Origin of the sequence: Virgibacillus sp. DJP39, from assembly GCF_049310925.1 — a bacterium.
Lineage (GTDB): Bacteria > Bacillota > Bacilli > Bacillales > Amphibacillaceae > Virgibacillus_F.
In genome coordinates this window covers 1-23,983 of the sequence record NZ_JBMERP010000052.1, presented here as the reverse complement: position 1 = coordinate 23,983, position 23,983 = coordinate 1, and the positions used below count along the sequence as shown (strand labels likewise).

The 23,983-nt window shown below is 35.6% G+C and carries 33 protein-coding genes; 23 read left to right on the top strand and 10 right to left on the bottom strand.

Features of this window, described 5'->3' with window-relative positions; genetic code table 11:
• From ACOI1D_RS14985 to ACOI1D_RS14940, 10 genes are all read left to right on the top strand, one after another.
• A partial coding sequence (locus ACOI1D_RS14985; protein ID WP_422502210.1) for a DUF2268 domain-containing putative Zn-dependent protease occupies window positions 1–513 on the top strand: 513 nt, incomplete at its 5' end.
• A gap of 318 nt (window positions 514–831) precedes the next feature.
• The gene (locus tag ACOI1D_RS14980; RefSeq protein ID WP_422502208.1) at window positions 832–1,002 is read left to right on the top strand and encodes a hypothetical protein; all 171 of its coding nucleotides are present in this window, start codon (window positions 832–834) and stop codon (window positions 1,000–1,002) included.
• Between the two features lie 129 nt (window positions 1,003–1,131).
• The gene (locus ACOI1D_RS14975) at window positions 1,132–1,674 is read left to right on the top strand and encodes a hypothetical protein (RefSeq protein ID WP_422502206.1); all 543 of its coding nucleotides are present in this window, start codon (window positions 1,132–1,134) and stop codon (window positions 1,672–1,674) included.
• A gap of 88 nt (window positions 1,675–1,762) precedes the next feature.
• Window positions 1,763–1,936, top strand: coding sequence for a hypothetical protein (locus ACOI1D_RS14970; RefSeq protein ID WP_422502204.1), 174 nt, complete (start codon window positions 1,763–1,765; stop codon window positions 1,934–1,936).
• Window positions 1,937–2,014: 78 nt separating this feature from the next.
• Window positions 2,015–2,560: an AAA family ATPase gene (locus ACOI1D_RS14965; RefSeq protein WP_422502203.1), complete on the top strand. Its 546-nt coding sequence runs from the start codon at window positions 2,015–2,017 to the stop codon at window positions 2,558–2,560.
• A 29-nt stretch (window positions 2,561–2,589) separates the two neighbouring features.
• On the top strand, window positions 2,590–3,078 hold the full coding sequence (locus ACOI1D_RS14960; protein ID WP_422502201.1) for an NUDIX hydrolase: 489 nt from the start codon (window positions 2,590–2,592) through the stop codon (window positions 3,076–3,078).
• A 29-nt stretch (window positions 3,079–3,107) separates the two neighbouring features.
• Window positions 3,108–3,650, top strand: a complete 543-nt coding sequence (locus ACOI1D_RS14955; RefSeq protein ID WP_422502199.1) for an HAD-IIIA family hydrolase — start codon at window positions 3,108–3,110, stop codon at window positions 3,648–3,650.
• A 31-nt stretch (window positions 3,651–3,681) separates the two neighbouring features.
• Window positions 3,682–4,332: a hypothetical protein gene (locus ACOI1D_RS14950; protein ID WP_422502197.1), complete on the top strand. Its 651-nt coding sequence runs from the start codon at window positions 3,682–3,684 to the stop codon at window positions 4,330–4,332.
• A gap of 31 nt (window positions 4,333–4,363) precedes the next feature.
• Window positions 4,364–4,768, top strand: a complete 405-nt coding sequence (locus ACOI1D_RS14945; RefSeq protein WP_422502196.1) for a VOC family protein — start codon at window positions 4,364–4,366, stop codon at window positions 4,766–4,768.
• Window positions 4,769–5,020: 252 nt separating this feature from the next.
• A complete protein-coding gene (locus ACOI1D_RS14940; protein ID WP_422502195.1) occupies window positions 5,021–5,791 on the top strand; it encodes a TerC family protein in 771 nt (256 codons plus the stop codon).
• Window positions 5,792–6,214: 423 nt separating this feature from the next.
• Here ACOI1D_RS14940 and ACOI1D_RS14935 read toward each other — a convergent pair whose 3' ends face one another.
• The 3 genes from ACOI1D_RS14935 to ACOI1D_RS14925 all read right to left on the bottom strand — a co-directional run bounded on the left by ACOI1D_RS14935 (window position 6,215) and on the right by ACOI1D_RS14925 (window position 9,614).
• Complete coding sequence (locus tag ACOI1D_RS14935; protein ID WP_422502193.1) at window positions 6,215–7,252, bottom strand: FecCD family ABC transporter permease; 1,038 nt, start codon at window positions 7,250–7,252, stop codon at window positions 6,215–6,217.
• The gene (locus ACOI1D_RS14930; RefSeq protein ID WP_422502192.1) at window positions 7,249–8,262 is read right to left on the bottom strand and encodes a FecCD family ABC transporter permease; all 1,014 of its coding nucleotides are present in this window, start codon (window positions 8,260–8,262) and stop codon (window positions 7,249–7,251) included. The genes ACOI1D_RS14935 and ACOI1D_RS14930 overlap by 4 nt, the downstream gene beginning before the upstream one ends.
• A gap of 320 nt (window positions 8,263–8,582) precedes the next feature.
• Window positions 8,583–9,614: an ABC transporter substrate-binding protein gene (locus ACOI1D_RS14925; protein ID WP_422502190.1), complete on the bottom strand. Its 1,032-nt coding sequence runs from the start codon at window positions 9,612–9,614 to the stop codon at window positions 8,583–8,585.
• 248 nt (window positions 9,615–9,862) lie between these two features.
• Between ACOI1D_RS14925 and ACOI1D_RS14920 the strand changes: the two genes are divergently transcribed.
• The 11 genes from ACOI1D_RS14920 (at window position 9,863) to ACOI1D_RS14870 (ending at window position 16,496) form a co-directional block, all read left to right on the top strand.
• Window positions 9,863–10,456 carry a YdeI/OmpD-associated family protein gene (locus ACOI1D_RS14920; RefSeq protein ID WP_422502188.1) on the top strand — a complete coding sequence of 198 codons (594 nt, stop codon included), beginning with the start codon at window positions 9,863–9,865 and terminating at the stop codon, window positions 10,454–10,456.
• 48 nt (window positions 10,457–10,504) lie between these two features.
• Window positions 10,505–10,885: a VOC family protein gene (locus ACOI1D_RS14915; protein ID WP_422502187.1), complete on the top strand. Its 381-nt coding sequence runs from the start codon at window positions 10,505–10,507 to the stop codon at window positions 10,883–10,885.
• 29 nt (window positions 10,886–10,914) lie between these two features.
• Window positions 10,915–11,757, top strand: coding sequence for an alpha/beta hydrolase (locus ACOI1D_RS14910; RefSeq protein WP_422502185.1), 843 nt, complete (start codon window positions 10,915–10,917; stop codon window positions 11,755–11,757).
• Between the two features lie 108 nt (window positions 11,758–11,865).
• Window positions 11,866–12,153 (top strand): hypothetical protein, encoded by a 288-nt coding sequence (locus ACOI1D_RS14905; RefSeq protein WP_422502183.1) that lies wholly within the window; start codon window positions 11,866–11,868, stop codon window positions 12,151–12,153.
• Window positions 12,119–12,601: a PIN domain-containing protein gene (locus tag ACOI1D_RS14900; RefSeq protein WP_422502181.1), complete on the top strand. Its 483-nt coding sequence runs from the start codon at window positions 12,119–12,121 to the stop codon at window positions 12,599–12,601. The genes ACOI1D_RS14905 and ACOI1D_RS14900 overlap by 35 nt, the downstream gene beginning before the upstream one ends.
• Window positions 12,602–13,130: 529 nt before the next feature.
• On the top strand, window positions 13,131–13,283 hold the full coding sequence (locus ACOI1D_RS14895; protein ID WP_422502180.1) for a hypothetical protein: 153 nt from the start codon (window positions 13,131–13,133) through the stop codon (window positions 13,281–13,283).
• A gap of 245 nt (window positions 13,284–13,528) precedes the next feature.
• Window positions 13,529–13,993: a GNAT family N-acetyltransferase gene (locus ACOI1D_RS14890; RefSeq protein WP_422502178.1), complete on the top strand. Its 465-nt coding sequence runs from the start codon at window positions 13,529–13,531 to the stop codon at window positions 13,991–13,993.
• A gap of 270 nt (window positions 13,994–14,263) precedes the next feature.
• Window positions 14,264–14,746 carry a DUF2975 domain-containing protein gene (locus ACOI1D_RS14885; protein WP_422502176.1) on the top strand — a complete coding sequence of 161 codons (483 nt, stop codon included), beginning with the start codon at window positions 14,264–14,266 and terminating at the stop codon, window positions 14,744–14,746.
• A 10-nt stretch (window positions 14,747–14,756) separates the two neighbouring features.
• Window positions 14,757–14,981 (top strand): helix-turn-helix domain-containing protein, encoded by a 225-nt coding sequence (locus ACOI1D_RS14880; protein ID WP_422502174.1) that lies wholly within the window; start codon window positions 14,757–14,759, stop codon window positions 14,979–14,981.
• 5 nt (window positions 14,982–14,986) lie between these two features.
• Window positions 14,987–15,802 (top strand): DUF817 domain-containing protein, encoded by an 816-nt coding sequence (locus ACOI1D_RS14875; RefSeq protein ID WP_422502173.1) that lies wholly within the window; start codon window positions 14,987–14,989, stop codon window positions 15,800–15,802.
• 136 nt (window positions 15,803–15,938) lie between these two features.
• The gene (locus ACOI1D_RS14870; RefSeq protein ID WP_422502171.1) at window positions 15,939–16,496 is read left to right on the top strand and encodes a hypothetical protein; all 558 of its coding nucleotides are present in this window, start codon (window positions 15,939–15,941) and stop codon (window positions 16,494–16,496) included.
• A gap of 136 nt (window positions 16,497–16,632) precedes the next feature.
• Here ACOI1D_RS14870 and ACOI1D_RS14865 read toward each other — a convergent pair whose 3' ends face one another.
• From ACOI1D_RS14865 to ACOI1D_RS14845, 5 genes are all read right to left on the bottom strand, one after another.
• Window positions 16,633–17,766, bottom strand: a complete 1,134-nt coding sequence (locus ACOI1D_RS14865; RefSeq protein ID WP_422502170.1) for a DUF4179 domain-containing protein — start codon at window positions 17,764–17,766, stop codon at window positions 16,633–16,635.
• Window positions 17,767–17,778: 12 nt separating this feature from the next.
• Window positions 17,779–18,006 carry an RNA polymerase sigma factor gene (locus ACOI1D_RS14860; protein ID WP_422502169.1) on the bottom strand — a complete coding sequence of 76 codons (228 nt, stop codon included), beginning with the start codon at window positions 18,004–18,006 and terminating at the stop codon, window positions 17,779–17,781.
• Window positions 17,993–18,268, bottom strand: coding sequence for an RNA polymerase sigma factor (locus ACOI1D_RS14855; RefSeq protein ID WP_422502167.1), 276 nt, complete (start codon window positions 18,266–18,268; stop codon window positions 17,993–17,995). The genes ACOI1D_RS14860 and ACOI1D_RS14855 overlap by 14 nt, the downstream gene beginning before the upstream one ends.
• Before the next feature lie 407 nt (window positions 18,269–18,675).
• A complete protein-coding gene (locus ACOI1D_RS14850) occupies window positions 18,676–18,948 on the bottom strand; it encodes a hypothetical protein (protein ID WP_422502166.1) in 273 nt (90 codons plus the stop codon).
• Between the two features lie 130 nt (window positions 18,949–19,078).
• Window positions 19,079–20,008 carry a prenyltransferase gene (locus tag ACOI1D_RS14845; RefSeq protein WP_422502164.1) on the bottom strand — a complete coding sequence of 310 codons (930 nt, stop codon included), beginning with the start codon at window positions 20,006–20,008 and terminating at the stop codon, window positions 19,079–19,081.
• A 211-nt stretch (window positions 20,009–20,219) separates the two neighbouring features.
• On the opposite strand from ACOI1D_RS14845, the gene ACOI1D_RS14840 reads away from it, so the two are divergent.
• Window positions 20,220–20,618, top strand: a complete 399-nt coding sequence (locus tag ACOI1D_RS14840; protein WP_422502163.1) for a hypothetical protein — start codon at window positions 20,220–20,222, stop codon at window positions 20,616–20,618.
• An 81-nt stretch (window positions 20,619–20,699) separates the two neighbouring features.
• Complete coding sequence (locus tag ACOI1D_RS14835) at window positions 20,700–21,731, top strand: type II TA system antitoxin MqsA family protein (protein WP_422502162.1); 1,032 nt, start codon at window positions 20,700–20,702, stop codon at window positions 21,729–21,731.
• 255 nt (window positions 21,732–21,986) lie between these two features.
• On the opposite strand, the gene ACOI1D_RS14830 is transcribed toward ACOI1D_RS14835, so the two are convergent.
• The gene (locus tag ACOI1D_RS14830) at window positions 21,987–22,718 is read right to left on the bottom strand and encodes a class I SAM-dependent DNA methyltransferase (RefSeq protein WP_422502160.1); all 732 of its coding nucleotides are present in this window, start codon (window positions 22,716–22,718) and stop codon (window positions 21,987–21,989) included.
• A gap of 35 nt (window positions 22,719–22,753) precedes the next feature.
• On the bottom strand, window positions 22,754–23,983 hold a 1,230-nt coding region (locus ACOI1D_RS14825), incomplete at its 5' end, for a putative bifunctional diguanylate cyclase/phosphodiesterase (protein ID WP_422502158.1).

Here is a 23,983-nt window from a genome sequence, read left to right as displayed (position 1 = left end):
ATTTTAGATGAAAATGATGATTTTGTTATAGAAAAGCTTGGCGGAGTCTCTGCCTTTACAGATTGGGATGGTAAAATGTGTTTTGCAGTTCTCCCTGAAGAAAGTGTCCGTTCAACATTAAAGTCTGTCATTACTCACGAATTCCATCACCACTGGCGGATTAGTACCTTAGAAATGGACGAAGAGAGTCAAACCTTACTTGACCGTTTGATTTTAGAAGGATTAGCAGAACATTTTGTGAGGATGACATTAGGAGAGGTTTATCTTGGTCCTTTCAAAGATGCTCTAACAGAAAAACAAGCTGAATTATTGTGGGAAAGTAAGTATAAGCAACATTTAGATGTTAAAGGACAAGCAACTGATTTATATATGTTTGGTAATGAAGAAGAAGGCATACCTTTTTGGAGTGGCTATTCTATAGGTTATTACTTGGTGAATTGGTTTTTTGAGAAAAATGAAGATGTTTCTATTGAGGAGTTAACTTTGTTGCCAACTGAGAATTTCATAGCTTGATCACTTAATAGATTGTAATCCCAATGATAATTCAGAAGTTCAAAAAAGCCATAGAAATTGAACCAATTGAAACAATCTAATTCATGTTTGAAGCTGGATATACTATTCACGTAACATTTGTCGGTTAAATAAATACGCATATTTCAATAAACTTAAGTCAATAGTCGTAGACGCTATACGGACCTTATTCAGAGGTCCTGTTTTTTTGAGAAATTAAACGGAATTTTGTGTTAAAATTAAATTGGTTGTTGAACTAACATTGTAGCAAGGGTATTGTCATTAAAACTTGGATAAAAAAAGGAAAGGTGGTTATTTAAAATGGAAAAAGCTTTATTTTTCTTTTGGATACTTGTTATTGGCATTATCGCATTTTTTACAGGAGAAATTGCTACAGTTATGATGCTGTACTTGATTTTAATGTCTCTACACGCAATACATTCAACTATTAAGGAATTCTATGTTGATTGGAAAAGAAAAAATTATAGATAGCCGTTTCTCTCTTTTCCTTAGTATGAAAAAAGGAGTTATTGACACGATAGACACTATTTGGTAAAGACGCAGTAGATGTGAACCATTTTAGGAAATAATTCGTATCTAAATGAAAGAAGAGGTGATGTTTTGAAAAAAGTATGTATGGTGTTGGTGTTATCTTTCATATTGTTAGGATGTTCTAATGATAAAGAAGCAACTGTTACAGAAAGTCTATCTTTAGAAGAACAAATCACCAATGTTATGTCAGAAAACAAATTAAGCAATAAAGAAATTATTGATTATGACATTAAAGGTAATTTTGTTTACGCTATTTTTAAAAATAAACATAAATCTGGTAATAGCCATAATCCTGATTTAGTTATTTTAAAGAATAATAATGGAAAATTAGAATGGGTAGCAGGTCCAGATGACCGGACTAAGTCAATAGGTCTTCAGGATGCGGGTGCTATGATTTTTGGAAGTGATGTTGGACCTTCTGTTACAATTCTAATGCCAGACGAAGACGCGAGAGACACAAAAATAAAAGAAGTAAAAGTATTAGGGGAATCAGCAAAGGCTGTAACATACATAAAAGAAATTACTGAAGGCTTTTCAAAGCAATATATGTATTGGATTGCTTATACAGACGATGAACCTACGGACGAAGATTTTGAGTTTATCACGGAATAAGTTGGTTTAAACGGCTGCGCCTTGCTTGATAAAAATTAGGAACTATTGCTAAGGGAGCAGCGGGGCTTAATTATGGGAGATGAGATAATTGACTAATAGATCGAAGTCATTCCTTTCTAGTATTACTGGTGTACTTATAGCAATTATTATTGTGAGTTTAAATCGTAATGGAGAAGTGGATTGGGATACAATCGGTGCTTTAATAAGTTTGATTTTTTTAATATTACTTATTAGATTAGGGCTAAGTTTATATAAAAAGTAGCATAAACATTGAAGCTAATAGAATGACAGATAGTCAGCAGGATGGTTAACGATGAATAATTAAGAATGGAGTTGCATGATGAAAAGGCTACTAATTATGACAGTTGGAAAAACACATACCGGGAAAACAACATTTGCGAAAGCTTTGGAAAATGACATGCAGAATTCAGTTGTAATTGATCAGGATAATCATGCTGAATTCCTGGATATGCATTACCAACCATTGTTGCCAAAGCAAGGACCTAATACAATTAAGTATGCTCTTACACAAACCATTGTGGACTATGCAGTTAATGAAACTAACTGCCATCTCATTCTCTGTAACTCAAATCGTAATCACAAAGATCGTCTGAAGCATCTCGAACGCTACCATAATGAAGGATTTACCACAATCCTGGTGTATTTCAACATTTCAGTTCCTGTACTTAAAGACCGCGTTGCAAAAAGTCAGCGGAGTACAACGGTATTAAGAACCGCTTCCACTTTCATGGAGGTGCTTAATCGGCAGCTAAACGAGACTGTGATAGCGCAAAAAGAAGGTGAAGCTGACCATTTGTTCATAATTCAAAATGCAGAAGAAGTTCAGTCTGTTATTCGGAAGGTCATTGATATTTCTAGTGGATGAATCCTGAACAAGAACTGGAGAGAAGAAAATTGACTACAATCTTTGTGAATTGGGGAGAGGAAAAGGTCAAGTTAACGTGGAAACGTGATAACCAACTTCCTGTACATAATTTAGTTACAAGTGTCCACGGTTTTTGTTTTTACAATAACAAACTACTATTGGTTAATTTAAATCATAGAGGATGGGATTTTCCGGGAGGACACGTTGAGGCTGGGGAAACACCAGAAGAATGTTTCAAACGGGAAGCAATGGAGGAAGGTTATGTCACTGGCCAATGCCAGCTTCTAGGACACATTGTTGTTGACCACACTGGCAATCAGAAGTGGGATGAAAATAGTCCATATCCCAAAATTGGATATCAGGTGTTTTATCGTATGAATGTCGAACAGATGTATACCTTTGAAGCAGATTATGAATCACTTGAAAGGACTCTTATTAACCCTGATCAAGTTGAAGATTATTATCATCAGTGGCATGAATTGTACCAGGAAATACTAGATTATGCTTCAAATTTATAACTGATATCATAGGAAGTAGGGGGATATTGTTGATTACAAATAATATTCAAGCAGTGTTTATCGATCGAGATGGAACTATCGGGGGTACTGGGCACTTTATTCATCCTAAGGAATTTACTCCATATCCATTTAGTAAAACTGCATTTCAGTTATTAAAGGACAATGATATTAAAATGTTTGCCTGTACAAATCAACATCGTATTAGTAGAGGTCAGGCTACTATTGATGAGTTTTACGATGAGTTTATGTCATTAGGTTGTGATGATGCCTTCATCTGCCCACATAGCCCGGCTGATGGTTGTAATTGTCACAAGCCTAACCCAGGTCTACTATTAGAAGCATCACGAAAATATAATTTAAACTTATTGAAAACAGTTTTTATCGGAGATGTTGGATCAACAGATATGTTAGCTGCTCACTCGGTTGGAGCAATCAAGATTTTAGTTTTGACAGGGTGGGGGAATAGTTCCCTAAATCAGCACCGGCAAAAATGGGCAAATGTTGAGCCGGATTATATAGCTGGAAATCTACTGAGTGCTGTGAGATGGATTATAGATCAAAATAAGTTATAATTCTTACTAATTATAAAGGAGAGTGAAAGTTATGATAGATAAGACTAGAATAGGTGAAGCTCATATACAATGGGATTCTATGGGTGAATCAAAGGATATAAAAGATGTTTATTTGATTGAAAATGGGATTGAAAAGATTGTAGGTACAACAACTGAAGTAATTAAATATCTAACATTAAATGGTCAACAGGTAATACATAGAGAACAGGTGCTAACTTCTGATTTATTGGGAGATAGGAAAGGGATAACTATCGTTGAAAGAAATAGTTTTAAACCTGTATCTTATTCAAGCTATTTAGATGGAAAAGAAGTTAAATGCGTTTATAAAGGGGATTATGTGCAAATTAGAAATAATACTCAAGAAAAGAGTATTTTGCTAAAAGACAAACACTCTTTTGACTCGTTTTCAGTTGAAATGATACTAAGAATTTTACCATTAAAGTTAGAATATGCCACATCTTTTAATGCTTTTAAAACATCTATTGAATCAGAAATTAAAATACAAATTCAAGTAGTTGGAAAAGAACCTATTGGTAAAGGAGAAAATATTTGCTCGGAATCCTGGAAAGTGAAGACATATTTTGGTGATACATTTCAGTACTATTGGATTAGTGTAGAGTCAAAAAAATTAATAAAACAATCTTCTCAAATCGGAGAAGGTTTACTATTGGAATTTCGTTAAAAGAAATAAAAATTTTGAAGGAGACATAACGATGGTCGAAAAATTATTAAGGGTAGGAACTACGTATATCCCCGTTACTAATGTGGAACTTTCTACTGAATGGTATACAGATAAATTAAGAGCAGAGTTAAGCTATAAGGATGATGACAAAGCAATTGTTAATTTTGCAAACCAAAGTTTTTTTCTGGTTAAATCTCCAGAAAATCAAAGCTCCAATTTCTATGATATTCACGGTGCAGAGCAATTCTCCATAACATTTGAAGTAAATGGATTAAATGCTTTAGAAGCTATACATAGCGAGTTCATCGAAAAAGGGATAAAAGTCGGAAACATTGAAAATAGGGGACACCCCGGAAGAAATTTTGTGTTCTATGATTTAGATGGTAATAAATTCGATGTGTGGAGTGAATTAAGTCCAAAGTTCAAAAAGGGTTAGAATTTTTGGTGAGAATTGGTGGTGACAAGTCAAGTTTTATAATATGAATATCCCATAGCAAAAAGCTAAATAATAAGCCAGATTAGAGAAATGGTTGAAATCTGATTTGGAATGTTTAACCAACAGATTAGAAAGGGTATAGGCAGTTAAAATGAGATACATAAATGGAATTTTTAAATGGTGTCATAGAGTTTCATTAAAATCATTATTATCGCTTTATGATTGTGCTTTTCAATTTTAGGAGGAATGAATTTGGAATCGATTTGGCTTGAATATGGATGGACATTACTAATTTTAATTGGTCTGGAAGGTTTATTATCGGCTGATAACGCGCTTGTGCTGGCAGTTATTGCCAAACATTTACCAGATGACCAGAAGAAAAAAGCTATTAATTATGGTATTATACTGGCCTTTGTATTCCGTTTTGGAGCTCTCTTTGCAATTTCTTTCATTGCAAATGTATGGCAGGTTCAAGCAATTGGTGCGGCCTATCTACTTTATTTGGGCTTAAAGCATATCATCAAGGCCCGCTTCGGAAAAGAGAACGAAATTAATCAGGAAGACATAGAAGAAGAGTCTGCTGGAAAAGGCTATTGGCCTACAGTTGGAAAAATTGCTTTAGCGGATCTTGCTTTTGCAATCGATTCGATTCTTGCAGCAGTTGCCCTTGCTTTAGGACTACCAGATTCCCCGCTTGGCGATTTCGGTGGAATGGATGGCGGTCAGTTTATTGTGGTAGTACTTGGTGGTATTGCTGGCCTTATTTTAATTAAGTTTGCGGCAACCTGGTTTGTTCAGCTGCTCGACAAGCGTCCAGCACTGGAAACCACTGCTTATGCGATTGTAGCCTGGGTTGGAGTCAAGCTCGCTGTTATAACTCTTGCGCATAAAGATATTCACGTTCTGGACCATGATTTCCCACATAGTACCGGTTGGACACTTACTTTTTATGGAGTTCTGGTGGCTATCGCCCTAATTGGCTGGTTTGCACCAGATAAATCATCTAAGGATGGTAACAAGTAAACTTCAAGTGAATACAAAAGAACATATGTATTTATTGAATCAAAAAAGGTTTTTTCGTAGTTTTGTTTTTTTAATCTTCTCAGTTGATATAAAACCGTTGTAGGCCTGGAATCAACCGTTATCCAGAAATATCGACCGTTGTAGGCCTGGAATCAACCGTTATCCGGAAATATCGACCGTCATAGGCCTGGAATCAACCGTTATCCGAAAATATCAACCGTTGTCCAGAAATATCGATCTTCGCAGCGTTGGATCAGCACCAAACTAATAATGGGTGATAGCAGCAGTTGCGTCGCAAATTAGTTTTTAAAAAATAAAGCAGTGTAAGAGCCAGACGCTCACTTACACTGCTTTATTCTATTTCCTGTAATCGGACCTTCTAGTTCCTTCTGAATATGACTAACCATGTTCGTTTCATCCTAATCACATATTTCGATTTCTATATAATAAATAAATAAAAAATGGAGCGCCAATCCCAGATACAAATACACCTGCAGGAAGGTCAAGTGGTAAAAAGGCTGTCCTTGCAACAACATCAGCCAAAATTACAATAAGTCCCCCAATTAAAGCTGACACTGGAACTAAACTGCCAAATGAATGCCCGACAAGTTTTTTCGCTATGTGAGGAGCGATTAAACCTACGAAGCCTATTCCACCGGCAAACGCTACAGCGGATCCTGCCAGAGCCACACTTATAAACAGCAACACAAAGCGATTAAATTGAACTCTGGAACCCAATCCTGTAGCTATCTGATCTCCTAGTTCTTGTACATTTACCGCCCTGACAAAAAATAAAGAAAGTGGAACGAAAATCAAAACCCATGGTAACATTGCAAAAACATTTTCCCAATTTGCCCCATAAACACTTCCCGTTAACCAAATGTATGCTGTACTGGTTGAATATGCAGGACTAAGAACGATCATCATTGTTACAAGAGCACCCATACCTGCGTCAACCCCAATGCCTATTAAAACCAGCCGAATTGGAGTTACTCCTTTTTTCCAGGCTAATAGGTAAATAATCAGAGAAACAACAGCCGCACCTGCGATTGTGGGAAATGGAAGCCATTTGATACTGATTTCTGAAAAAAAGGTAAGAAACACTACAGCAGCTACTGCAGCTCCACCAGTTATCCCAATGATATCAGGAGAGGCTAGTGGGTTCCGGATGATTCCTTGTAGAATGAGACCTGATACACCAAGTGCAATTCCTACAAGTAAAGATAGGAGCATTCTTGGAAGTCTAAGCGTATCAATTACAAAAGCATGATCACCATTTCCAAATCCAAGTAAGTGTTCAACGACCTGGAAGGGGGGGATAATAGTACTTCCGATAGATAGCCCTATTATAAATAGGATTAATGATAGACAAAACAATACTGAAAACACCACAACAGCTTTTTTTTCCATCATAAAAGAGATTGAGTTTGAGCGATTTCGAATTGAAATATACTTCTTCATTCCTTGTCAAACCCCCTACGTGCAATAAAAATAAAAAATGGAACACCCATTAATGCAGTCATGACACCAATCGGCATTTCCTCCGGCATGATGATAAACCTTGCTGCTACATCAGCCAGCAATAGCAGGCTAGCTCCAAATAATGCACAATAAGGAATAATCCATCGATAATCAAACCCAACAAGTGATCGAACAATATGGGGCACAATCAAGCCAATAAACCCAATGGATCCACCGACAGCAACTGAACCACCTGCCAACACAACAATTACAATTCCCATTACAATTTTAAGCATTACGGTTCGCTGTCCTAATCCCTTTGCCACCTCTTCACCAGATATCAAAATGTTTATTGGATAACCTAGGAACAGAGCTACTATACCTGCGCCTAACATAAATGGCAGGATAGGCTCCAGCATATCCAATGTTCTTCCTGATACAGAACCCGCCAGCCAAAACAAAATTCCTTCTAAACTTTGTTCATTCATCACTAACAATCCTTGGGTAAAAGAACTAAAGAGTGCTGTAATTGCAGCACCTGCTAATACAATCTTTATTGGAGTTAATCCACTTCTTCCCATCGAGCCTAGGAAAAATACCATGAGAGAAGCAATGCCGGCCCCCAAAAAGGCAACCCACATATAATGAACCATGGAATTCATAGAGAGGAATACAGATGAAAATACCACAAAAAATAAAGCACCAGCATTGACTCCGAAAATACTTGGTGATGCTAAAGGGTTTCTGGTTAACGCTTGCATGAGTGCACCAGCAATCGCAAGAGCAGTTCCGATTACCGTAGCAATTACAGCTCTTGAAATTCGTGTTGTCGTAATAATAATATGCTCCGTTGAGGTTTCATCAAAATGTAAAAAAGCTTCTATTGCAGTCCCAATCGAGGTTGGTGTCTGTCCAAACACAACACTTGCCATAAAAGAAAGAATAAAAATAAGCACACCAATAGCAAGACCAAAGATTTTAAGTGAGGTATTTAAAAATAAATGTGTCATGTTCTCACTCTTTCATAACGTTTATTTTGGCAGTAAAGAAAGTATAAGGACTTTCTTTACTGCATAAGTGCAACTAAGGTTTTCACCATTAAAGCTTGGTGATAAGCCAAGTTTTCTAAGCAGAAAAGAAAGTATAGGACTTTCTTTTTTCCATAAGTGCAACTAAGGCTTTCACCATTAGAGCTTGGTGATAAGCCAAGTTTTCTAAGCAGAAAGGAAAGTGTATTGACTTTTCTTTCTGCATAAGTGTAACAAGGTTTTCAAATATGTAAAAAAAGGGGAGTTGAATCCCCTAATGTTTTTAAACAAAGCTATAGTAGTTATTGTTGTTCAAGTTCAAAATGCTTATAGATTTGGTCTAACATATTATTAGCAGCAATATAACCGCCGCCCATGTTCCATGCGACATCATCTACAATATAAGCACGGTCGTTCTTCACGGCATCCAGGTTCTTCCATAAAGGATGACTAGTCCATTCGTCATACGTCTTTTTAATTGCTTCTACATCTGCATTGTGACCATCAGCATTAAAAGTGAAGAACACATCTGCATTCATTGAGGGAATACTTTCCTTGCTCGTTAATTTTAATACAACATTGCCTTCTTTAGCAGCTTTCTGTTGTGATGCAGGTCGTACAAACCCAAGTTCTTTTAATATGTCTCCGGCAAAACCAGTGACATAAATGCGAGCATGATCTGTTCTAAAGTTCAGCACAGATACTTCGATCGGCCACTCATCACCGAGTTTTTTCGAAATTTTTTCTTTAAAGTCCGCAACTCTTTTATCCCAGTCTGCGAGTAGTTGATCTGCTTTTTCTTCTTTGTTCATTGCTTTTCCCATAAGCTCAACTGTGTCTTTATACTTAAAGACAGTCTCATGTGTAACGGTTGGAGCAATTTTTGATAACTTGTCATAGACTTTTTCATGACGCAATTTTGAAGCAATTATCAAATCTGGTTTAAGCTTTGCGATTTCTTCTAAGTTTGGTTGTGTCTCAACACCAACATGTTGAACGTCCTTAAGGTCATCTCTAAGGTATTTATACATTGGTTGTTCAACCCAGGAATCAACAACTCCTACTGGTGTTACACCTAAAGCAACTGCAACATCTGTAGCTCCCTGATATAAGGTGACAATTCGTTTTGGTGTTCCTTCAACCTTTGTGGTACCCATCGCATGGGTTATTTCACGAACATCTTCTGCCTCTGAACTTTGTTCTCCTTTACTATCTTTAGGTTGCTCCTTGGTTTCCTGATTCCCACAACCAGCTAAAATGAGAATAAAAGAAGTGATGATAGCAAGTATGTAAAGTGAAAATTTCCTACCAAATAAATTTGTGTGTTCTGACATACAATTACCTCCGTTTTTCGAGATTACGATAATGATAATCATTATCACTTACAACAGTGTAAACCAGCTTTATGTTTTATTCAATAGCAAATTTAAAAAAACTACATAAATTTTATGATGCAAACGTAATAGAGGCAGAAAGCAGGAAAATTGCCCATCCTTAAAATTGGAAAATTTATGTTAAAATGGATAGAAGATTGTGAAATAATATTGCGTTGGTCAAAAAGTAAAAGAGGGGATATTCCTAAATGACAAATAGTAATTTGAATCCAAAGGTTGATGAATATTTAAGTAAACCCAGTAAGTGGAAGGAAGAATATGTGAAGTTGAGAAATATCATTCTTGACTGTGAGCTGACAGAAGAATTTAAGTGGATGCATCCGTGTTATACATTCGAGGGGAAAAATATAGTCTTAATTCATGGATTTAAAGAGTACTGTGCGCTTCTGTTTCACAAAGGTGCCTTGTTAAAAGATGCCAATGGGATTCTAGTCCAACAAACGGAGAATGTACAGGCAGCGCGCCAGATTCGGTTCACCAATATTCAAGAAATAACTGAAATGGAAAGCCTCCTGAAAGCATATGTTAATGAAGCCATTGAAGTAGAAAAAGCCGGTTTGGAAGTGAATTTGAAAAAGACTTCAGAATACATGATACCTGAAGAATTTCAAGTTAGATTAGATGCAATCCCTGGATTGAAAACTGCTTTTGAAGCATTAACACCGGGGCGTCAAAGAGCATACATTCTTTATTTTTCAAAAGCCAAACAATCCAAAACCAGGGAGTCGAGAGTTGAAAAATATTTGAAGCAAATTCTCGATGGAAAGGGATTAAATGATTAGTGTTTTCAGTGAGGGAAAAATAATGAATTAGATTTGGAGGTCTTTGGAATGGAATTAACACATACTCGATTACTTGTTGACAATTATAAAGAATGTTTTCTATTTTATCGGGATGTATTAGGTTTTGAAGTATCCTGGGGAGATGAGAATCCCCTATATGCTGATTTTAAATTTAGTGGAGCTACGTTAGGAATCTTTGAACGCAAACAAATGACTGAAGCCGTTGGTACAGAATATTCAACTGATAGTGAGAAAGTTGATAGAACGGCACTGATTTTTAAAGTAAATAGCGTTGAAGACAACTATCAAGAATTAAAAGATAGAGTGGAGTTTATCACCAGGCCTACTGAACAAAAGGATTGGGGAATTAAAGTAGCTCATTTCAGAGACCCCGATGGATCACTGATAGAAATTTATGAACGAATTTAAGCTAATAGACTAGGGAGGAGGGTAACACTATGGGGGAAATTCACTCTGTTGTAATTGGTAAAGGAGAACCTTTGCTATTTCTTCCTGCCGCAGGATTATCGGGTATTGAAGGATTAAATATAGCAGAATCACTGGCTGAAAAGTACGAATGTCATTTGATAGATTTGCCAGGGATGGGGAAAAGTGAAGGAATAAAAGAAAGAGTAACAAAGGAAAAGATAGCTTCCTGGGTAAAGGGATATATGGAAGAACACAATATGAAGAAAGTTACTCTAATCGGGCATTCTATGGGTGGCAGCGTAGCTATGTGTGTATCCTCCGTTTATCCAGAGTTAGTTACTAAACTCGTTTTGTTAGACCAAGGGCATATTAGGATACCTAGATTTCCGACAAAAGATTTTGGTTTCCTGGGCTATATAATGCCAATAATGAGTACACTTGAGAAGATATTTGGCGATAAGTTTATTAGAAAGATTGAAAAGTTTTTTATATCAGGTAATGAACGTAGTAAAACAGATGATGAAATAGATACACAGTTAAAAGAGTTTTGCGAGAGATTTAAAGTAGAAGAATCCGAATACATAAAGAAAGCCTTAATGGAAGAAGTTGCTTTCACAGGTGAAGGTTTGCGTTTGATGTTTGGGTACTATCGTCTAGACTTGCCTAAGATACTAAAAAAATTAACTGTACCTTGTCTACTGATTTATGCTTCTTTTAAAGATATTGATGATAAGAGAGCAAGAACAGTCAATCAAGCGGTTCAAAAAATTATACATTCAGAAAACCTAACACTTACTAAAATAGACAGTCATCACTATGTTCATTGGTCTGGAGAAAAAAGTTTGGAAGAAATTAAAGAGTTTTTACGTTGAAAAAAACAGTAAATAAAAGTAACGGGTTCCCATAGTTTCGACTGACTGGCGCATTGTTTTAGAAACAATGTATGGTAAAATGTTATTAAGAAATCGAGGTGATTATTTATGACCAATTCAAACCTTCCGGAAAACCATGATGAAAATAACAATAAAGAAAATCACATTTTAAATTTGGTAAAAGATGCTTTAAAAGAAGCTAAATTATTGGATCAGCTTATAATTGAAGAAAGAAAAGAGGGTTATTTGTTAAAGCCCAAGTCCAATAATAAACAGGAGAAAATTAAGGCCTTTGAAACATTAGCTGGTTCTGCTATTAAATCAGGAGAAAATGTGGATGATTTAATAAAAATGGGTAAACGTGAAGAGAAATGGAGGGATAAAGAAGTTGAATAAAGCATTAATTGACAATAACATTTTTGTTTACCATTACTTAGGTTACCAACCGATTGTTAAACTTTTTAGTAAATTAATAAATGATGATTTTGAAATTATCATGTCTAATTTAGTAGCAATGGAGTTTTTATCTTATGATAAAGTTGAGACGGATACAGCAGTAAAAAATAAAAGATATCAATATATAAACGCTTCAACCATTTGGAACATAGACTTTGAAATTGCTGAGAAAGCTGCTGAACTTAGAAGGAAATGTAAAATTGAATCTGGAAAGTCTTTGAAAGCCGGGGATTCACTTATTGCTGCAAGTGCGATCATTTATAATATGAGGTTATATAGTAACAACGATAAAGATTTCCTAAGGTTAAAGAAGTGGGGATTAGATTATGTTAATCCAATTCTTAATCAAGAAGATTTGCAACACTTTTTAACAGAGATAAGATCCTAAGAACTACTTTTATATCACACTACGAATATTCTTCACCACATCCTTACAGATGAATTGTTTACAGCTATTTATGCCTGTTCCTTCATGTAAGGTGTAATTCTTTGGGTAGCTCTAGATTTTAAAATCGTTGGGTTCCCGCCATAATTTAATGTAACCTTGTTGTTCCAATCATCCTGAATAGTTCAGGGGGATAGGCACTTGGCTAAGTAAGTTTAGTTTGAGTCGTTATTTACTAAATTTATAAACAGAAGCACAAAAAAATGTAAGTCCTACAAAGAACAATATTCCACCTAACGTGATATTTGAAAGAATATACCCATCAGTTATAATTAGGAAGTCATCTGAGTTCATACTTCCCCCCAGAAATTCATTTGCAGAATCTCTACCATTTTCAACACTATTTTAATTTTGAAAGCCCTATAATAGTAAGGATTATTGCAAATATAAGCAATCCGTAACCATATTGTTGAAGTAACTGGTGCGTAACACGATAAGTTAAAATGGTATAATAAGTCTAGGTGGTGAGGATGTGGAAAATAAAGAATTAATGCAAATGATTTCATCCTTGTTAGACGAAAAGCTACAACCATTAAGTGAGCGTTTGGAAAGGCTTGAAGGTGGACAACAAGTTATTATAGAAAAACTAGATAACGTGTCTGAGCAAGTTGCTAGTAACACCTAAAAGCAAACTAGTGTCGAAAGCGTAGCTGTAAAAGTAGCTGAGCATGATACGGATATAAAGTTACTAAAAAAATTTATAACAAATTAGAAAAAGGTTGAATGATATATTGTGTCGTTCATCCTTTATTTTTTTGTTTATCAATAATTGGAATAACTACATAAAGTAACGGGTACGTATCTACAATAAGCAGATACGCTTTTTTACTAACTTGAAGAGGTTTGTTGAAATTCTCGAGGAGTGATAAAGTGCAGTTTGAGAGAATCGATATAGATAAACATCGCGATGAAGTTGTTGAATTTCGAAAAGATTCGTTTAGAGTTAGCTTTGGAGATACTTCAGACTTTGGTAATGAAGATGATTATCTGCAATGGTTAGAAGAAAAAATAAACGACTTTCCGGAGGGTTTTGTTTTAGTCGTGGATAATGAAGAATATATAGGACAACTTGAATTAACTATTCGTGAATATCAAGGTAAAAAGATTGGGTATGTAAATTTGTATTATTTAAGACCTGAAAAGCGTGGAAGAGGTATAGGAATAGAATTACACAACTATGCAAAACAATTTTTTAAAACTCATAAAGTTAGTGAATATCACCTAAGAGTATCCCCAAAAAACACCTCTGCAATTAAGTTTTATCGAAAAATTGGAATGGAAGAAGTAGGACCTGAAGTTGAAGGAAAAGTTATTAGGATGAAAGCAAATTTGTAAAATCCTTATTTGTACTAACGGTGATTTAGTTTAACAAGAAAATATATAAAGAGAACGCTTGGGCATTAAAAATCCAAGCGTTTTTGTTTGTTATTACAGATTGTCTCCACTTTATCGGAACTACTTATTGTTAACAAGGAAAGCTTTTTTCTTTTTTCCGAAATCCAATGTATATAACGGTAAAAACATAACATAATTAGATAATAATTTATTGTAAAACAATAAAACTCATGTTAAAATCAAATTATAATAAATAAGTGAGGTGCTTTTATGAAACGAGGGTCAACACTCTTTTTAAAGTTAGCTGTTATTCTTATGGGAATCCCAATTCTTGCTTTGTGCATATTTGTCGTCCCAGAGATAGCGGAATTTGCAGGAGAACTGTATCCGGATAGTTCTTATATGAAATATCTTGTTTTATTCGATATGTATGCAGCGGCTATCCCTTTTTACTTTGCTCTGTATCAGGCTTTTAAACTCTTAAGCTATATTGATAGGAACAAAGCCTTCTCGGAATTATCTGTAAGTGCGTTAAAGAACATTAAATACTGTGCAATTACAATCAGTACTTTGTATGTGTTAGGTATGCCACTCTTTTATCTCATGGCGGAGAGAGATGACGCCCCAGGTATCATATTGATCGGAATGGTCATTATTTTTGCTTCATTTGTGATTGCGGTCTTTGCTGCTGTTCTGCAAAAGCTAGTAAAAAACGCTATCGATATAAAATCTGAAAACGAATTAACGGTCTGAGGTGAATAATATGTCAATTATAATTAATATTGATGTCATGCTGGCTAAAAGGAAAATGAGCGTAACAGAACTTTCGGAGAGGGTTGGAATAACAATGGCTAACCTTTCTATATTGAAAAATGGAAAGGCAAAAGCAGTTCGGTTATCAACTTTAGAGGCAATTTGCAAGGCTTTAGACTGTCAGCCTGGGGATCTTCTGGAATACCGAAGTGATGAAGACGCCCAAGGCAAATAATTAACATGGAAAGAAAAAGAAAGGTATTCGACGCTCAGAAAAATGCTTTGGAGGCACAAAGACCACTAAAACAGTTCGTTCGTTTTGGATGGGAGCAGACACTATCATGTTTGTTTCCTGTCGTTATTTTTGCCTCTTTGGCGATTACACAAATTATGCCACTTCCATTCCTGCCACGGTATGACTGGTTGCTCATTATTTGCCTGCTGATGCAGGTCTGGATGGTTCGTTCTGGACTTGAAACAAAGGATGAACTACAGGTTATTACATTGTTCCACCTTATTGGCCTTGCTCTAGAACTTTTCAAGGTTCATATGGGTTCCTGGTCTTATCCAGGGGAAGGGTATTCCAAAATTTTTGGAGTGCCATTGTATAGCGGATTCATGTACGCAAGTGTAGCGAGTTATCTATGCCAGGCGTGGAGAAGGTTTAATGTTGAACTGGTTAGGTGGCCACCTTTTTTGGTAGTTGTTCCACTTGCAGCTGCAATTTATTTGAACTTTTTCACCCACCATTATTGGATTGACGTCCGCTTTTGGTTATCTGGACTTGTAATGATCGTCTTTTGGCAATCATGGGTAACATACGAGGTTGATGGAACGCGTTACCGTATGCCACTCGCTCTATCTTTTGTGCTCATCGGATTTTTTATATGGATAGCTGAAAATATCGCAACTTACTTTCGGGCATGGGAATACCCGTACCAAACCGAAGCATGGAGTCTCGTTCATCTGGGAAAGGTGAGTTCATGGCTCTTGTTAGTGATTGTCAGCTTCCTAATCGTGGCGACGTTAAAACTGGTTAAGGGAAAAATCCGCTAACAACAAGGGAAGAGGCGAATTTTACCAATACATCAACATTACATTAAATGAAAGGCTAAATTAGTCTATTAATTAGAATAAGATTACGCCGTTATGACAAAATACATAAGATAGGAATAAGCTTGGAGGTTATCTTATGTATTATGAAGAATATTGGGAGCATATATATACAAAAGGTGAAGAGTTAAATTCATTAATACATGCTTACTGGAATGACTACTCAAACATGGGAACGTGGCAATTCTGGATAGTGGTTGCTTTGTTAGTAGTTCCTCTTGTCATTCTTTGTTTTACAGTAGACAAAAAAAGAATTTTCGAATTATTTTTCTTCGGATATACTGTACATATTCTTTGGACATACGTAGATATTGCAATTGAAAGATATGGTTACTTTGTACATACACACTTTTTAACACCAATATTTCCTTTTGCATCAAATATGACTGCATCCGCACTTCCAGTTGGCTTTTTGCTATTGTATCAATATTGTACCAACAACAACAAAAGTTTTCTTCTGTACACTTTGATACTAAGTGCTGTCTTTGCTTTTGGGTTCGCATCAATGGAAGAAAGTTTAGGGTTACTTGAGTTCAGAAAAGGGATGAACCATTTTTACGTTTTTATGATAGATGTAGTAATTGCATATATTGCTTACTCGTTTACAAAAATAGTTATAAAGATAAAAGAAAGATGATAACTATATAAATACCCCCAGCCAAACCCCGTTAATCAAAGGTATAAAAAAGATAACCATCCACAACTACTTACATGTGAGGGTGGTTATTGCTGTTATTCAAGTATCAATCGGAATATTTAACTTATCCATATTCCTATTTAGTTAATGGTATTTTAATATCTTCACCGACTTTAAGAAAGGAATTTTTGCTATCTTTGACTGGAGCGAAAATCATCACATATTCGTCAGCTGCGCCCTCAACTTCACCCTTACTAAAAATCGGAACAACTTTTTCGCCAGCTGATTCCAAGAAAACACCAGACTTACCTTCATCAACGATATAGCCGAATTTTTTATCGTTTTTCCTAGCATTAAGGAAATGATGTTCCAATTTGCTCAGTACATGGTACCTGTTTCCATTTTCGTCGATATGGGGTTTGATATCAGAACCGGAAACCACAACTCGCGTTTCTAGTCCAGAAAACTCTACCTGCTTAATCGTGTATGTTTCATTTTTGAAAGTAAATTCTTTATTTACTTTTACTGTTTCTCTGTCCGAAGTAGCGGATTCATCAAGCTTGAATTCAAGTGGCCATGTTGTTTCTACACTACCTCTTTCATTTCCCCATATTGTTAAGTTTTTAATTTCTAACCGGATTTTTTGTCCTTCATATTCTTTTATTGACTCAAAGGATAATGCTTCTGCTTTTTTATTTTTTTCACTGTCGTAATATTCACTTCCCCAACCTACATTATCCAGTGTCCGCCTCTGGCCATTTTCAGTGACCAATTGTATAGAACTAACGCCTTCGAAAAGGTCGATATAGTAGTTCTTTAAATCTGTGGAGTCGCTTTGATAGGTTAATAAAAGTTTTGTCTCCTTATCATCAGTCATCACGCTCTCAAAATGGACAGTTATATCATGTTCTTCATCGTAATATGTTTGATCAACTGGTTGACCAAGACCCTTATGAATTGCAGTTCGTACACCAGTATCATCAATATGTTCGCTTGAAAATATTTTGTCATATAACCCTTCAAGGGATGCTAAAACAGGGGTGAACGTAACTGTCATAATACAAATTAAGCAAGCTACTGCAGCTAGTGATAATCGTTTGTAGAGACTTCTTTTCTTGTTTACATTGCCGAGAGAACGAGGCTTATAAAATTCATCATTAGATTCAAGCTGTTCCGCTTTCTGTATCTTGCTCTCAATTTCATTTCTGACATCAGGCACTTTCTTTTCAATAGCATTGACCAAATGCTTCCGTATTTTTTCATTATCCATCAAAATTCCTCCTTATTCTAAAGCTTTTCTAAGTTTATTTAAAGCTACACGATACTTCCAAAGCACTGTTCCCAAAGGCATCTCAACAATCTTGGCAATTTCTCTGTGCTTCATTCCTGAGATATCCTTAAGGATGACAATCTGCCTTTCCCCGCTATCAAGCAATTCCAGATATTTTGCCAACACCATTTTATCTATAGGGTCTTCCGACAGATACTCCTCCCGTTCAAAATAATTCACGCTTTTTCTTTCGGTACAAGTCTAATGCTGTATTTCTGGATACGGATAGTAGCCATGCTTTAACATTTGTAATTTCATTATGTTTCATATACGTGAAGAGTTTGATATACACTTCCTGCAATACATCTTCAGATAATTCAAAGTCTCTAAGTATAGATAGCGCCATCGCGAACACATCCTTTTTATGTTCACTGAATAAATGCCTGAATTCTGCTATGTTATCAATTGATTTGTCTGATGGGTACAAACTGGGTTCATTCATCTTGCGCCTCCATTCATATAGTAGACGGTTTAGCTTCTCGTTTTATTGGTAAAATTTTAATTTGTTTTTTGTCGTCACATAAATAGATAGTTGACCCATCAAAACTTGACACCTTTTCTAGGTCAAAAACGATAGTAATAGTAGTACTCCTTTATTATGTATCGTATCTCAACAAGAAAAGGTGTCATAAATAATTGAATTCATTCCATGTAGATGGTGTTTTAGTTGGGTTGAAAATATGAGGTTAATAGAACTTAGGGAAGACAAACAGGGAGAGTCTGTTCATATTAAACGAAAAGGTAGGGTTAGGAGCTTAACGGGTTCCGTTTCCTGTCAAAGAACGTAGAATTACACTTTAAAATGTAACTTAAAATTTGGAACAAAAAAATAAGAAGCAAAATTGCTCCTTATTGGTTTTTCAGTATGCGTCTAAAATCTTTAATTTCACTTTCGTGCTTCACAGACCTAGCTGCTAAAGTATCAATGACCCTTTGTTGGTCTTCTAATGTATCTTTAAGTTCATCTGTCTTTTCACCAATATGTTTCTCGACGCTTTCAAAGTATGGTCCAAGACCATTGATAAGATTACCTTTAATACTCGAAACGTCTTTCTTTAGTTCTTGCTGTCCTTCTTTAAGTTCTTTTAATTCATTGAGAATTAATTTTAAAGTTTCTTCCATTAAAGTCACTCCGATTTCTTTTTTATATTATAACACGATTAAGTTAATATGAAATATTTTAATCAATTTTTCTTCGCACTATCAGTGTAATGTAAACGGAACCGAACCCGTTATTAGGAGCTGCCCTTTTTTATATAAATACTCCCAACCAAACCCCATTGATCATCGCTAGTATAAGGATGATTTTTTCGTATGCGGAGACTTGATGATCATCCTCTATTTGCATTTTTATGACTAAAAATATAGCTATACCCACCATTGCTAACATTCCAACCATTGCCCAGATCCGATCGAACCCCAGCCACAACGCACATAATCCAGTCAGGCCAAAATAGAGTAGAGCAGGCAGACGACTGAATGCTGCGCCAAACTTTTCATGAGCCCAGACAACACTTGTTTTTTTCACAGGAGTAGCTTTTCGATCAGCATCACGATCTGGTATATGGTGAACCATAACCCAAGCTATACAAAATAAAGCATTGATAACTGCATTTTGCAGCGCCCATTCAGGGATTGAATCGAGTGCCAGCCATGCACCTGCCAGTCCAAGAACTAATACAGATGGGAAAGTAGAAAACCATTCTCCTACAAAGGGACGGTAACTAAACCTGAGTGGAGGAAGCGAGTAAGAAATTGCACCCCATAAACCGATCGCCAGCAATAGCGCGATTTTATAATAACCAAATAGGATTAATGCGATGGTAATCAAGCCAAGGAAGAATATAAGCCACTTCCCGAACAACCATAGATTCGAAGCTGAAATGACGCCGGTTTGAATGACGCGACTTCCACCAGACAAAATTGCCGGGCTGTTCTGATCGGTCCCGGATTGATGGTCAACGAAGTCATTTAATGTATGCGTAAGTACTCCATGAATCAGGAAGGCTCCGAACAATAGTAACAAAAATGTAAAGAACAGGTGGTTAGCTGCAACTGAATAATACAGGAATATGGGTAAAACGGTGGAAACAATAGTCGTAACACTTGAAGAAACCACTGCTATTGATCTCAGAAGAATCCAACTATTCTTGATGTGGGATAGTAACGATTGGTTCAGCATTTTTTCTAACTCCTTTTTAATGTATGTTATTACTATTCTATCACTATATTTTTTCTAGTTAAATATGTGGAGGTAAGGGACGGCTTTCAGGCACTTTTTTAACTAATTTACATGATCCTTTATATCTAAAGTAATCAATTGATTGTTTTTGTTGTCTAATTTACCAATTGGTTGTATACTATATATAGTAATTAGTAAAGGAAGTGTATAGGTGCAAGAGGATTGGATTGAAGACATAGATTCCGTTAATAATTTCATTTGTAAAGTCAGGAGAATTTTATCTGCAGATGACTATGTGCTTGATCTTCAAACCACTAGAAAGGACGAAGATGCTCTCGATCCCTTTACAACCCAGAATACGCTTCTAAGTTTTGAGTTTGATGCGGAAGATGTAGCTAACGAGCTAGTAACATTAAAAGCTAGTGATTATTGTAAAACGGCTTTTGACATTAAGAGACCGAGTAGCCCACCATTTTGGTTTTTTGAAAAAACTATAAAAGGCAAAAGTGTCTATATAAAGTTTAAGATACGTAATGAAGAAAAATTGAAGATATTTTGTATGTCATTTCATTTTCCGAGGTGGCCAATTACTAATAAGCCCTACAATTGAGTAACAGGCGGGTTGTCGTTCATATTTAAGTCTTTATGTGGGGAAAAACATTAAATATAAGGGATAAAAGGATGATAAAAAATGGCTGAGATTATGAAAAAAGTAAATTATAATTGCCCGTTTTGTGACGAAGCACATGAAATTACTGTTATAAAAGATAGTACGAAAGCGCTGGTTAATAGTATGCCTGTCGAATATGAAGAAATTTATTACTACTGTCCAAAAGAAGATGACAAATTTGCCCCTAAAGAAATCGTAAATAAGAATTTATTAGCTGCGAAAGATAGTTATAGATCTCTTAATGAACTTCTTACTTCACACGAAATTAAAGAAACACGCTCCTTATATGAAGTAAATCAAAAGGAGTTCGCTAATATGCTAGGGTGGGGAGACATAACCATTCAGAGGTATGAAAAAAAATCCATTCAGGATGAGACGTATGATCAAAAAATGAGATTTGTTAGAGATAATCCCAAATCAGCTTTAGATGAATTAGAAAGGAATAAAGACAAATTTGATCAAGAAAGATATGAAGAAATCAGGGAAACTGTTTCAGATTTTGTTGAAACTACATCTGTGAAGTATTTTTATAAAGAAATTATTGAAACATTATATATTGATTATAAAGAAGAATCTCAGGAAAATGGGTATAAGACATTAGATATAGAAAAAGCAGAAAATATGATTGCATTTTTTTCCCAGCATATTTCAAGTTTATATAAAGTAAAATTAATGAAACTTCTTTGGTATGCTGATTCTTTATTCTGTAAGAAGTATGGAAGAGGAATGTCTGGTCTGGTTTATAAACGCCTGCATCTAGGAGCTACCCCGAAAGCACATGAAGAAATCTTGAAATACTCTCAAACATCAATAGAAATCATTGAAGAATATTTCGATGAATGTATTGCCTATAAAGTCTTACCTAAAGGGAATGTAGACTTATCTAAATTTAGTATAGAGGAAATAGCCGTTCTTCAAGCAGTCGTAGAAAAGTTTAACCACATGGGAAGTAAAGATATTAATGATTATATGCAAAAGGAAGTTGCTTACAAAGCAACAACTGATGGGGAAACTATTCCATATAGTTTAGAACGAAAAATTAATGGTTTTTAGTATCTGTACAGCAGGTTATACTGCTGTATTTCTTTTGTTCAGGAACTAAGGACAATTATAAAATGAATGCCTTTCACTAATTTACAATCTAAGTAACTCAGTATAGTGACAGTAATAATTTTGATCAAAACATAGTTGCCCATCATCCAAGAATTACAGGTGTCAGCACTTGTTTAAAAACAAATAACGAAAAAGTGCCAGGCACCTAATTTACACTTTTATGAGTTTTCATTAAGCTCTCTACTTCTCAGCTGCTCACTTCCTACAAGAAAAAGCCAATACGACTGGGATTCTTTGTCTTCTTGAAAACTCTTCATTATTGCTAAAATGTTTACGCTCAGGTGTCCCTTCACGTAAATCAACTACTGAAAAGCCAGATTTAGTAAGGGCTTTAAAGTAATGTTCAATTGTACGATGGTATTTGACTACGGTTTTTTCAATCCAAGGTTCTTTTCTTTCTCCTTCGATAAAATAATCATCAACTAACCAGTTCTCACGCCTTTCCCCATTTTGTTTACTTAAAAAGGATGAAGTTGTGAGTGGGTGTTGGACACTAAACACAAACCTACCGTTCTCTTTTAAGGTTTTATACACATTTTGAAACAGTAAGTTAATATCTAAGACATAGTGTATTGCAAAGCGAGAAGTAACAATATCAAACTTATCGGTTGGGAAACCGTATGATTCCATTGTCTCGTGATGAATGGTGCTGTTATCTTTAGTTAAATTTTGATTTGCAGAAGCAACCATTTTAGTTGAACCCTCTATTCCTGAGTAAAACCCAGCACCTTGGTCTAGTAATTCCTTTCCAAATAAGGCATCACCACAACCTAAGTCTAAAATACTTTTATTTCGAAAGTTACCGATGAGTTCAAATATTATAGGATTCTCAATAGCATTGTTGGGACTATCTTTCCTCCCCCTTCTCTTCATATAATTTGAAAAGAAATCCTCCTGGTCGTATACGCTTGAACCTCTATATTCCATATATATTTATCCCCTTTAAGTGCCAGGCACCTTTTTTATACTTGTATGAGTTGATTTCTCAACAAGCTTTCTACTTTATCTGCCGGTAGTGGGCGGCTGTAGAGATAACCTTGTCCTAATGAGCAGCCATTTTCAATTAAAAAGGTAGCTTGTTGTTCATTTTCAATTCCTTCAGCTACTAGATCTAAATCCAGGTTTTTTCCCATTTCAATTATTGTTTTTACCAGAGTTGCTGCATTTGAGTTATATAGAATATCATTCACAAATGATTTATCAATTTTTAATGTATCTATGGATAAATTATTTATAACACTTAATGAAGAATACCCAGTACCGAAATCATCAATCGCTATTCTAATCCCTATATTTTGTAGTTCCTGAATAGTAGTAGAAGATTGCACGATGTTTTGCATAATGCTTTCTGTTATTTCTATGCTTAGATACTCTGGTGACAGTTGACTTTCACGCAGAAGTTCACGTATTGTTCCCATGAAATGAATATCTTCAAACTGTATGATTGATACATTTACAGACATTTTAATGTATATCCCAGTATCTTGCCATGCTTTATTTTGGTTACATGCCTCTTGTAAGACCCATTTTCCTAAGGGGAGAATCATCCCTACGTCTTCAGCTATCGGAATAAATTCATTTGGAGAAATGGAACCTAGTTCTGGGTGTTTCCAACGTATTAGTGCTTCTACTCCATAGATGTTTCTATTCTTAATTTCTACTTTGGGTTGATAATAAAGTTCAAATTCGTTGTTCTGTAGAGCCTGTTTTAGGCCCTGTTCCAATTTAATCTTTCTATCTAGGTTGTTATCTGATGGAGCGAAAAACTGATAGGTGTTCTTTCCTCGTCTCTTAGATTCGTACATCGCTGTATCCGCATTTTCAAAAAGTGTTTCACTATTGTGCTTATCCTGTGACAGTAAACTAATGCCGATACTTGGAGAAATGAAGAAGTCATCCCCTGTAGTTAATGTAAAAGGTTGTGAAAACTGTTCCAGAATTCCTTCTGCCACTTTCTTGACTTGTGATGGTTGAATGTCTTCTAGCAGTAGGATAAATTCGTCCCCACCCTGGCGAGCAACCAGATCAACATCACGGACACTTTTAACCAATCTCTCGCCAACTTGTTTGAGTAAATCGTCTCCTGCGAGGTGTCCTTTTAAATCATTTACATTCTTGAATCGATCTAAGTCCAAAAACATTACAGCAAGGTCATGGTTATTTTCTTTACAGCGTGTTATTGAATTATGTAG

Excerpts from the sequence above, each read along its gene's own strand:
- ACOI1D_RS14980 (WP_422502208.1), top strand. The coding sequence starts at position 832 with ATGGAAAAAGCTTTATTTTTCTTTTGGATACTTGTTATTGGCATTATC.
- ACOI1D_RS14965 (WP_422502203.1), top strand. The coding sequence starts at position 2,015 with ATGAAAAGGCTACTAATTATGACAGTTGGAAAAACACATACCGGGAAA.
- ACOI1D_RS14950 (WP_422502197.1), top strand. The coding sequence starts at position 3,682 with ATGATAGATAAGACTAGAATAGGTGAAGCTCATATACAATGGGATTCT.
- ACOI1D_RS14945 (WP_422502196.1), top strand. The coding sequence starts at position 4,364 with ATGGTCGAAAAATTATTAAGGGTAGGAACTACGTATATCCCCGTTACT.
- ACOI1D_RS14935 (WP_422502193.1), bottom strand. The coding sequence starts at position 7,252 with ATGAAGAAGTATATTTCAATTCGAAATCGCTCAAACTCAATCTCTTTT.
- ACOI1D_RS14930 (WP_422502192.1), bottom strand. The coding sequence starts at position 8,262 with ATGACACATTTATTTTTAAATACCTCACTTAAAATCTTTGGTCTTGCT.
- ACOI1D_RS14925 (WP_422502190.1), bottom strand. The coding sequence starts at position 9,614 with ATGTCAGAACACACAAATTTATTTGGTAGGAAATTTTCACTTTACATA.
- ACOI1D_RS14920 (WP_422502188.1), top strand. The coding sequence starts at position 9,863 with ATGACAAATAGTAATTTGAATCCAAAGGTTGATGAATATTTAAGTAAA.
- ACOI1D_RS14915 (WP_422502187.1), top strand. The coding sequence starts at position 10,505 with ATGGAATTAACACATACTCGATTACTTGTTGACAATTATAAAGAATGT.
- ACOI1D_RS14910 (WP_422502185.1), top strand. The coding sequence starts at position 10,915 with ATGGGGGAAATTCACTCTGTTGTAATTGGTAAAGGAGAACCTTTGCTA.
- ACOI1D_RS14905 (WP_422502183.1), top strand. The coding sequence starts at position 11,866 with ATGACCAATTCAAACCTTCCGGAAAACCATGATGAAAATAACAATAAA.
- ACOI1D_RS14885 (WP_422502176.1), top strand. The coding sequence starts at position 14,264 with ATGAAACGAGGGTCAACACTCTTTTTAAAGTTAGCTGTTATTCTTATG.
- ACOI1D_RS14880 (WP_422502174.1), top strand. The coding sequence starts at position 14,757 with ATGTCAATTATAATTAATATTGATGTCATGCTGGCTAAAAGGAAAATG.
- ACOI1D_RS14875 (WP_422502173.1), top strand. The coding sequence starts at position 14,987 with ATGGAAAGAAAAAGAAAGGTATTCGACGCTCAGAAAAATGCTTTGGAG.
- ACOI1D_RS14870 (WP_422502171.1), top strand. The coding sequence starts at position 15,939 with ATGTATTATGAAGAATATTGGGAGCATATATATACAAAAGGTGAAGAG.
- ACOI1D_RS14865 (WP_422502170.1), bottom strand. The coding sequence starts at position 17,766 with ATGGATAATGAAAAAATACGGAAGCATTTGGTCAATGCTATTGAAAAG.
- ACOI1D_RS14855 (WP_422502167.1), bottom strand. The coding sequence starts at position 18,268 with ATGAATGAACCCAGTTTGTACCCATCAGACAAATCAATTGATAACATA.
- ACOI1D_RS14850 (WP_422502166.1), bottom strand. The coding sequence starts at position 18,948 with ATGGAAGAAACTTTAAAATTAATTCTCAATGAATTAAAAGAACTTAAA.
- ACOI1D_RS14845 (WP_422502164.1), bottom strand. The coding sequence starts at position 20,008 with ATGCTGAACCAATCGTTACTATCCCACATCAAGAATAGTTGGATTCTT.
- ACOI1D_RS14835 (WP_422502162.1), top strand. The coding sequence starts at position 20,700 with ATGGCTGAGATTATGAAAAAAGTAAATTATAATTGCCCGTTTTGTGAC.
- ACOI1D_RS14830 (WP_422502160.1), bottom strand. The coding sequence starts at position 22,718 with ATGGAATATAGAGGTTCAAGCGTATACGACCAGGAGGATTTCTTTTCA.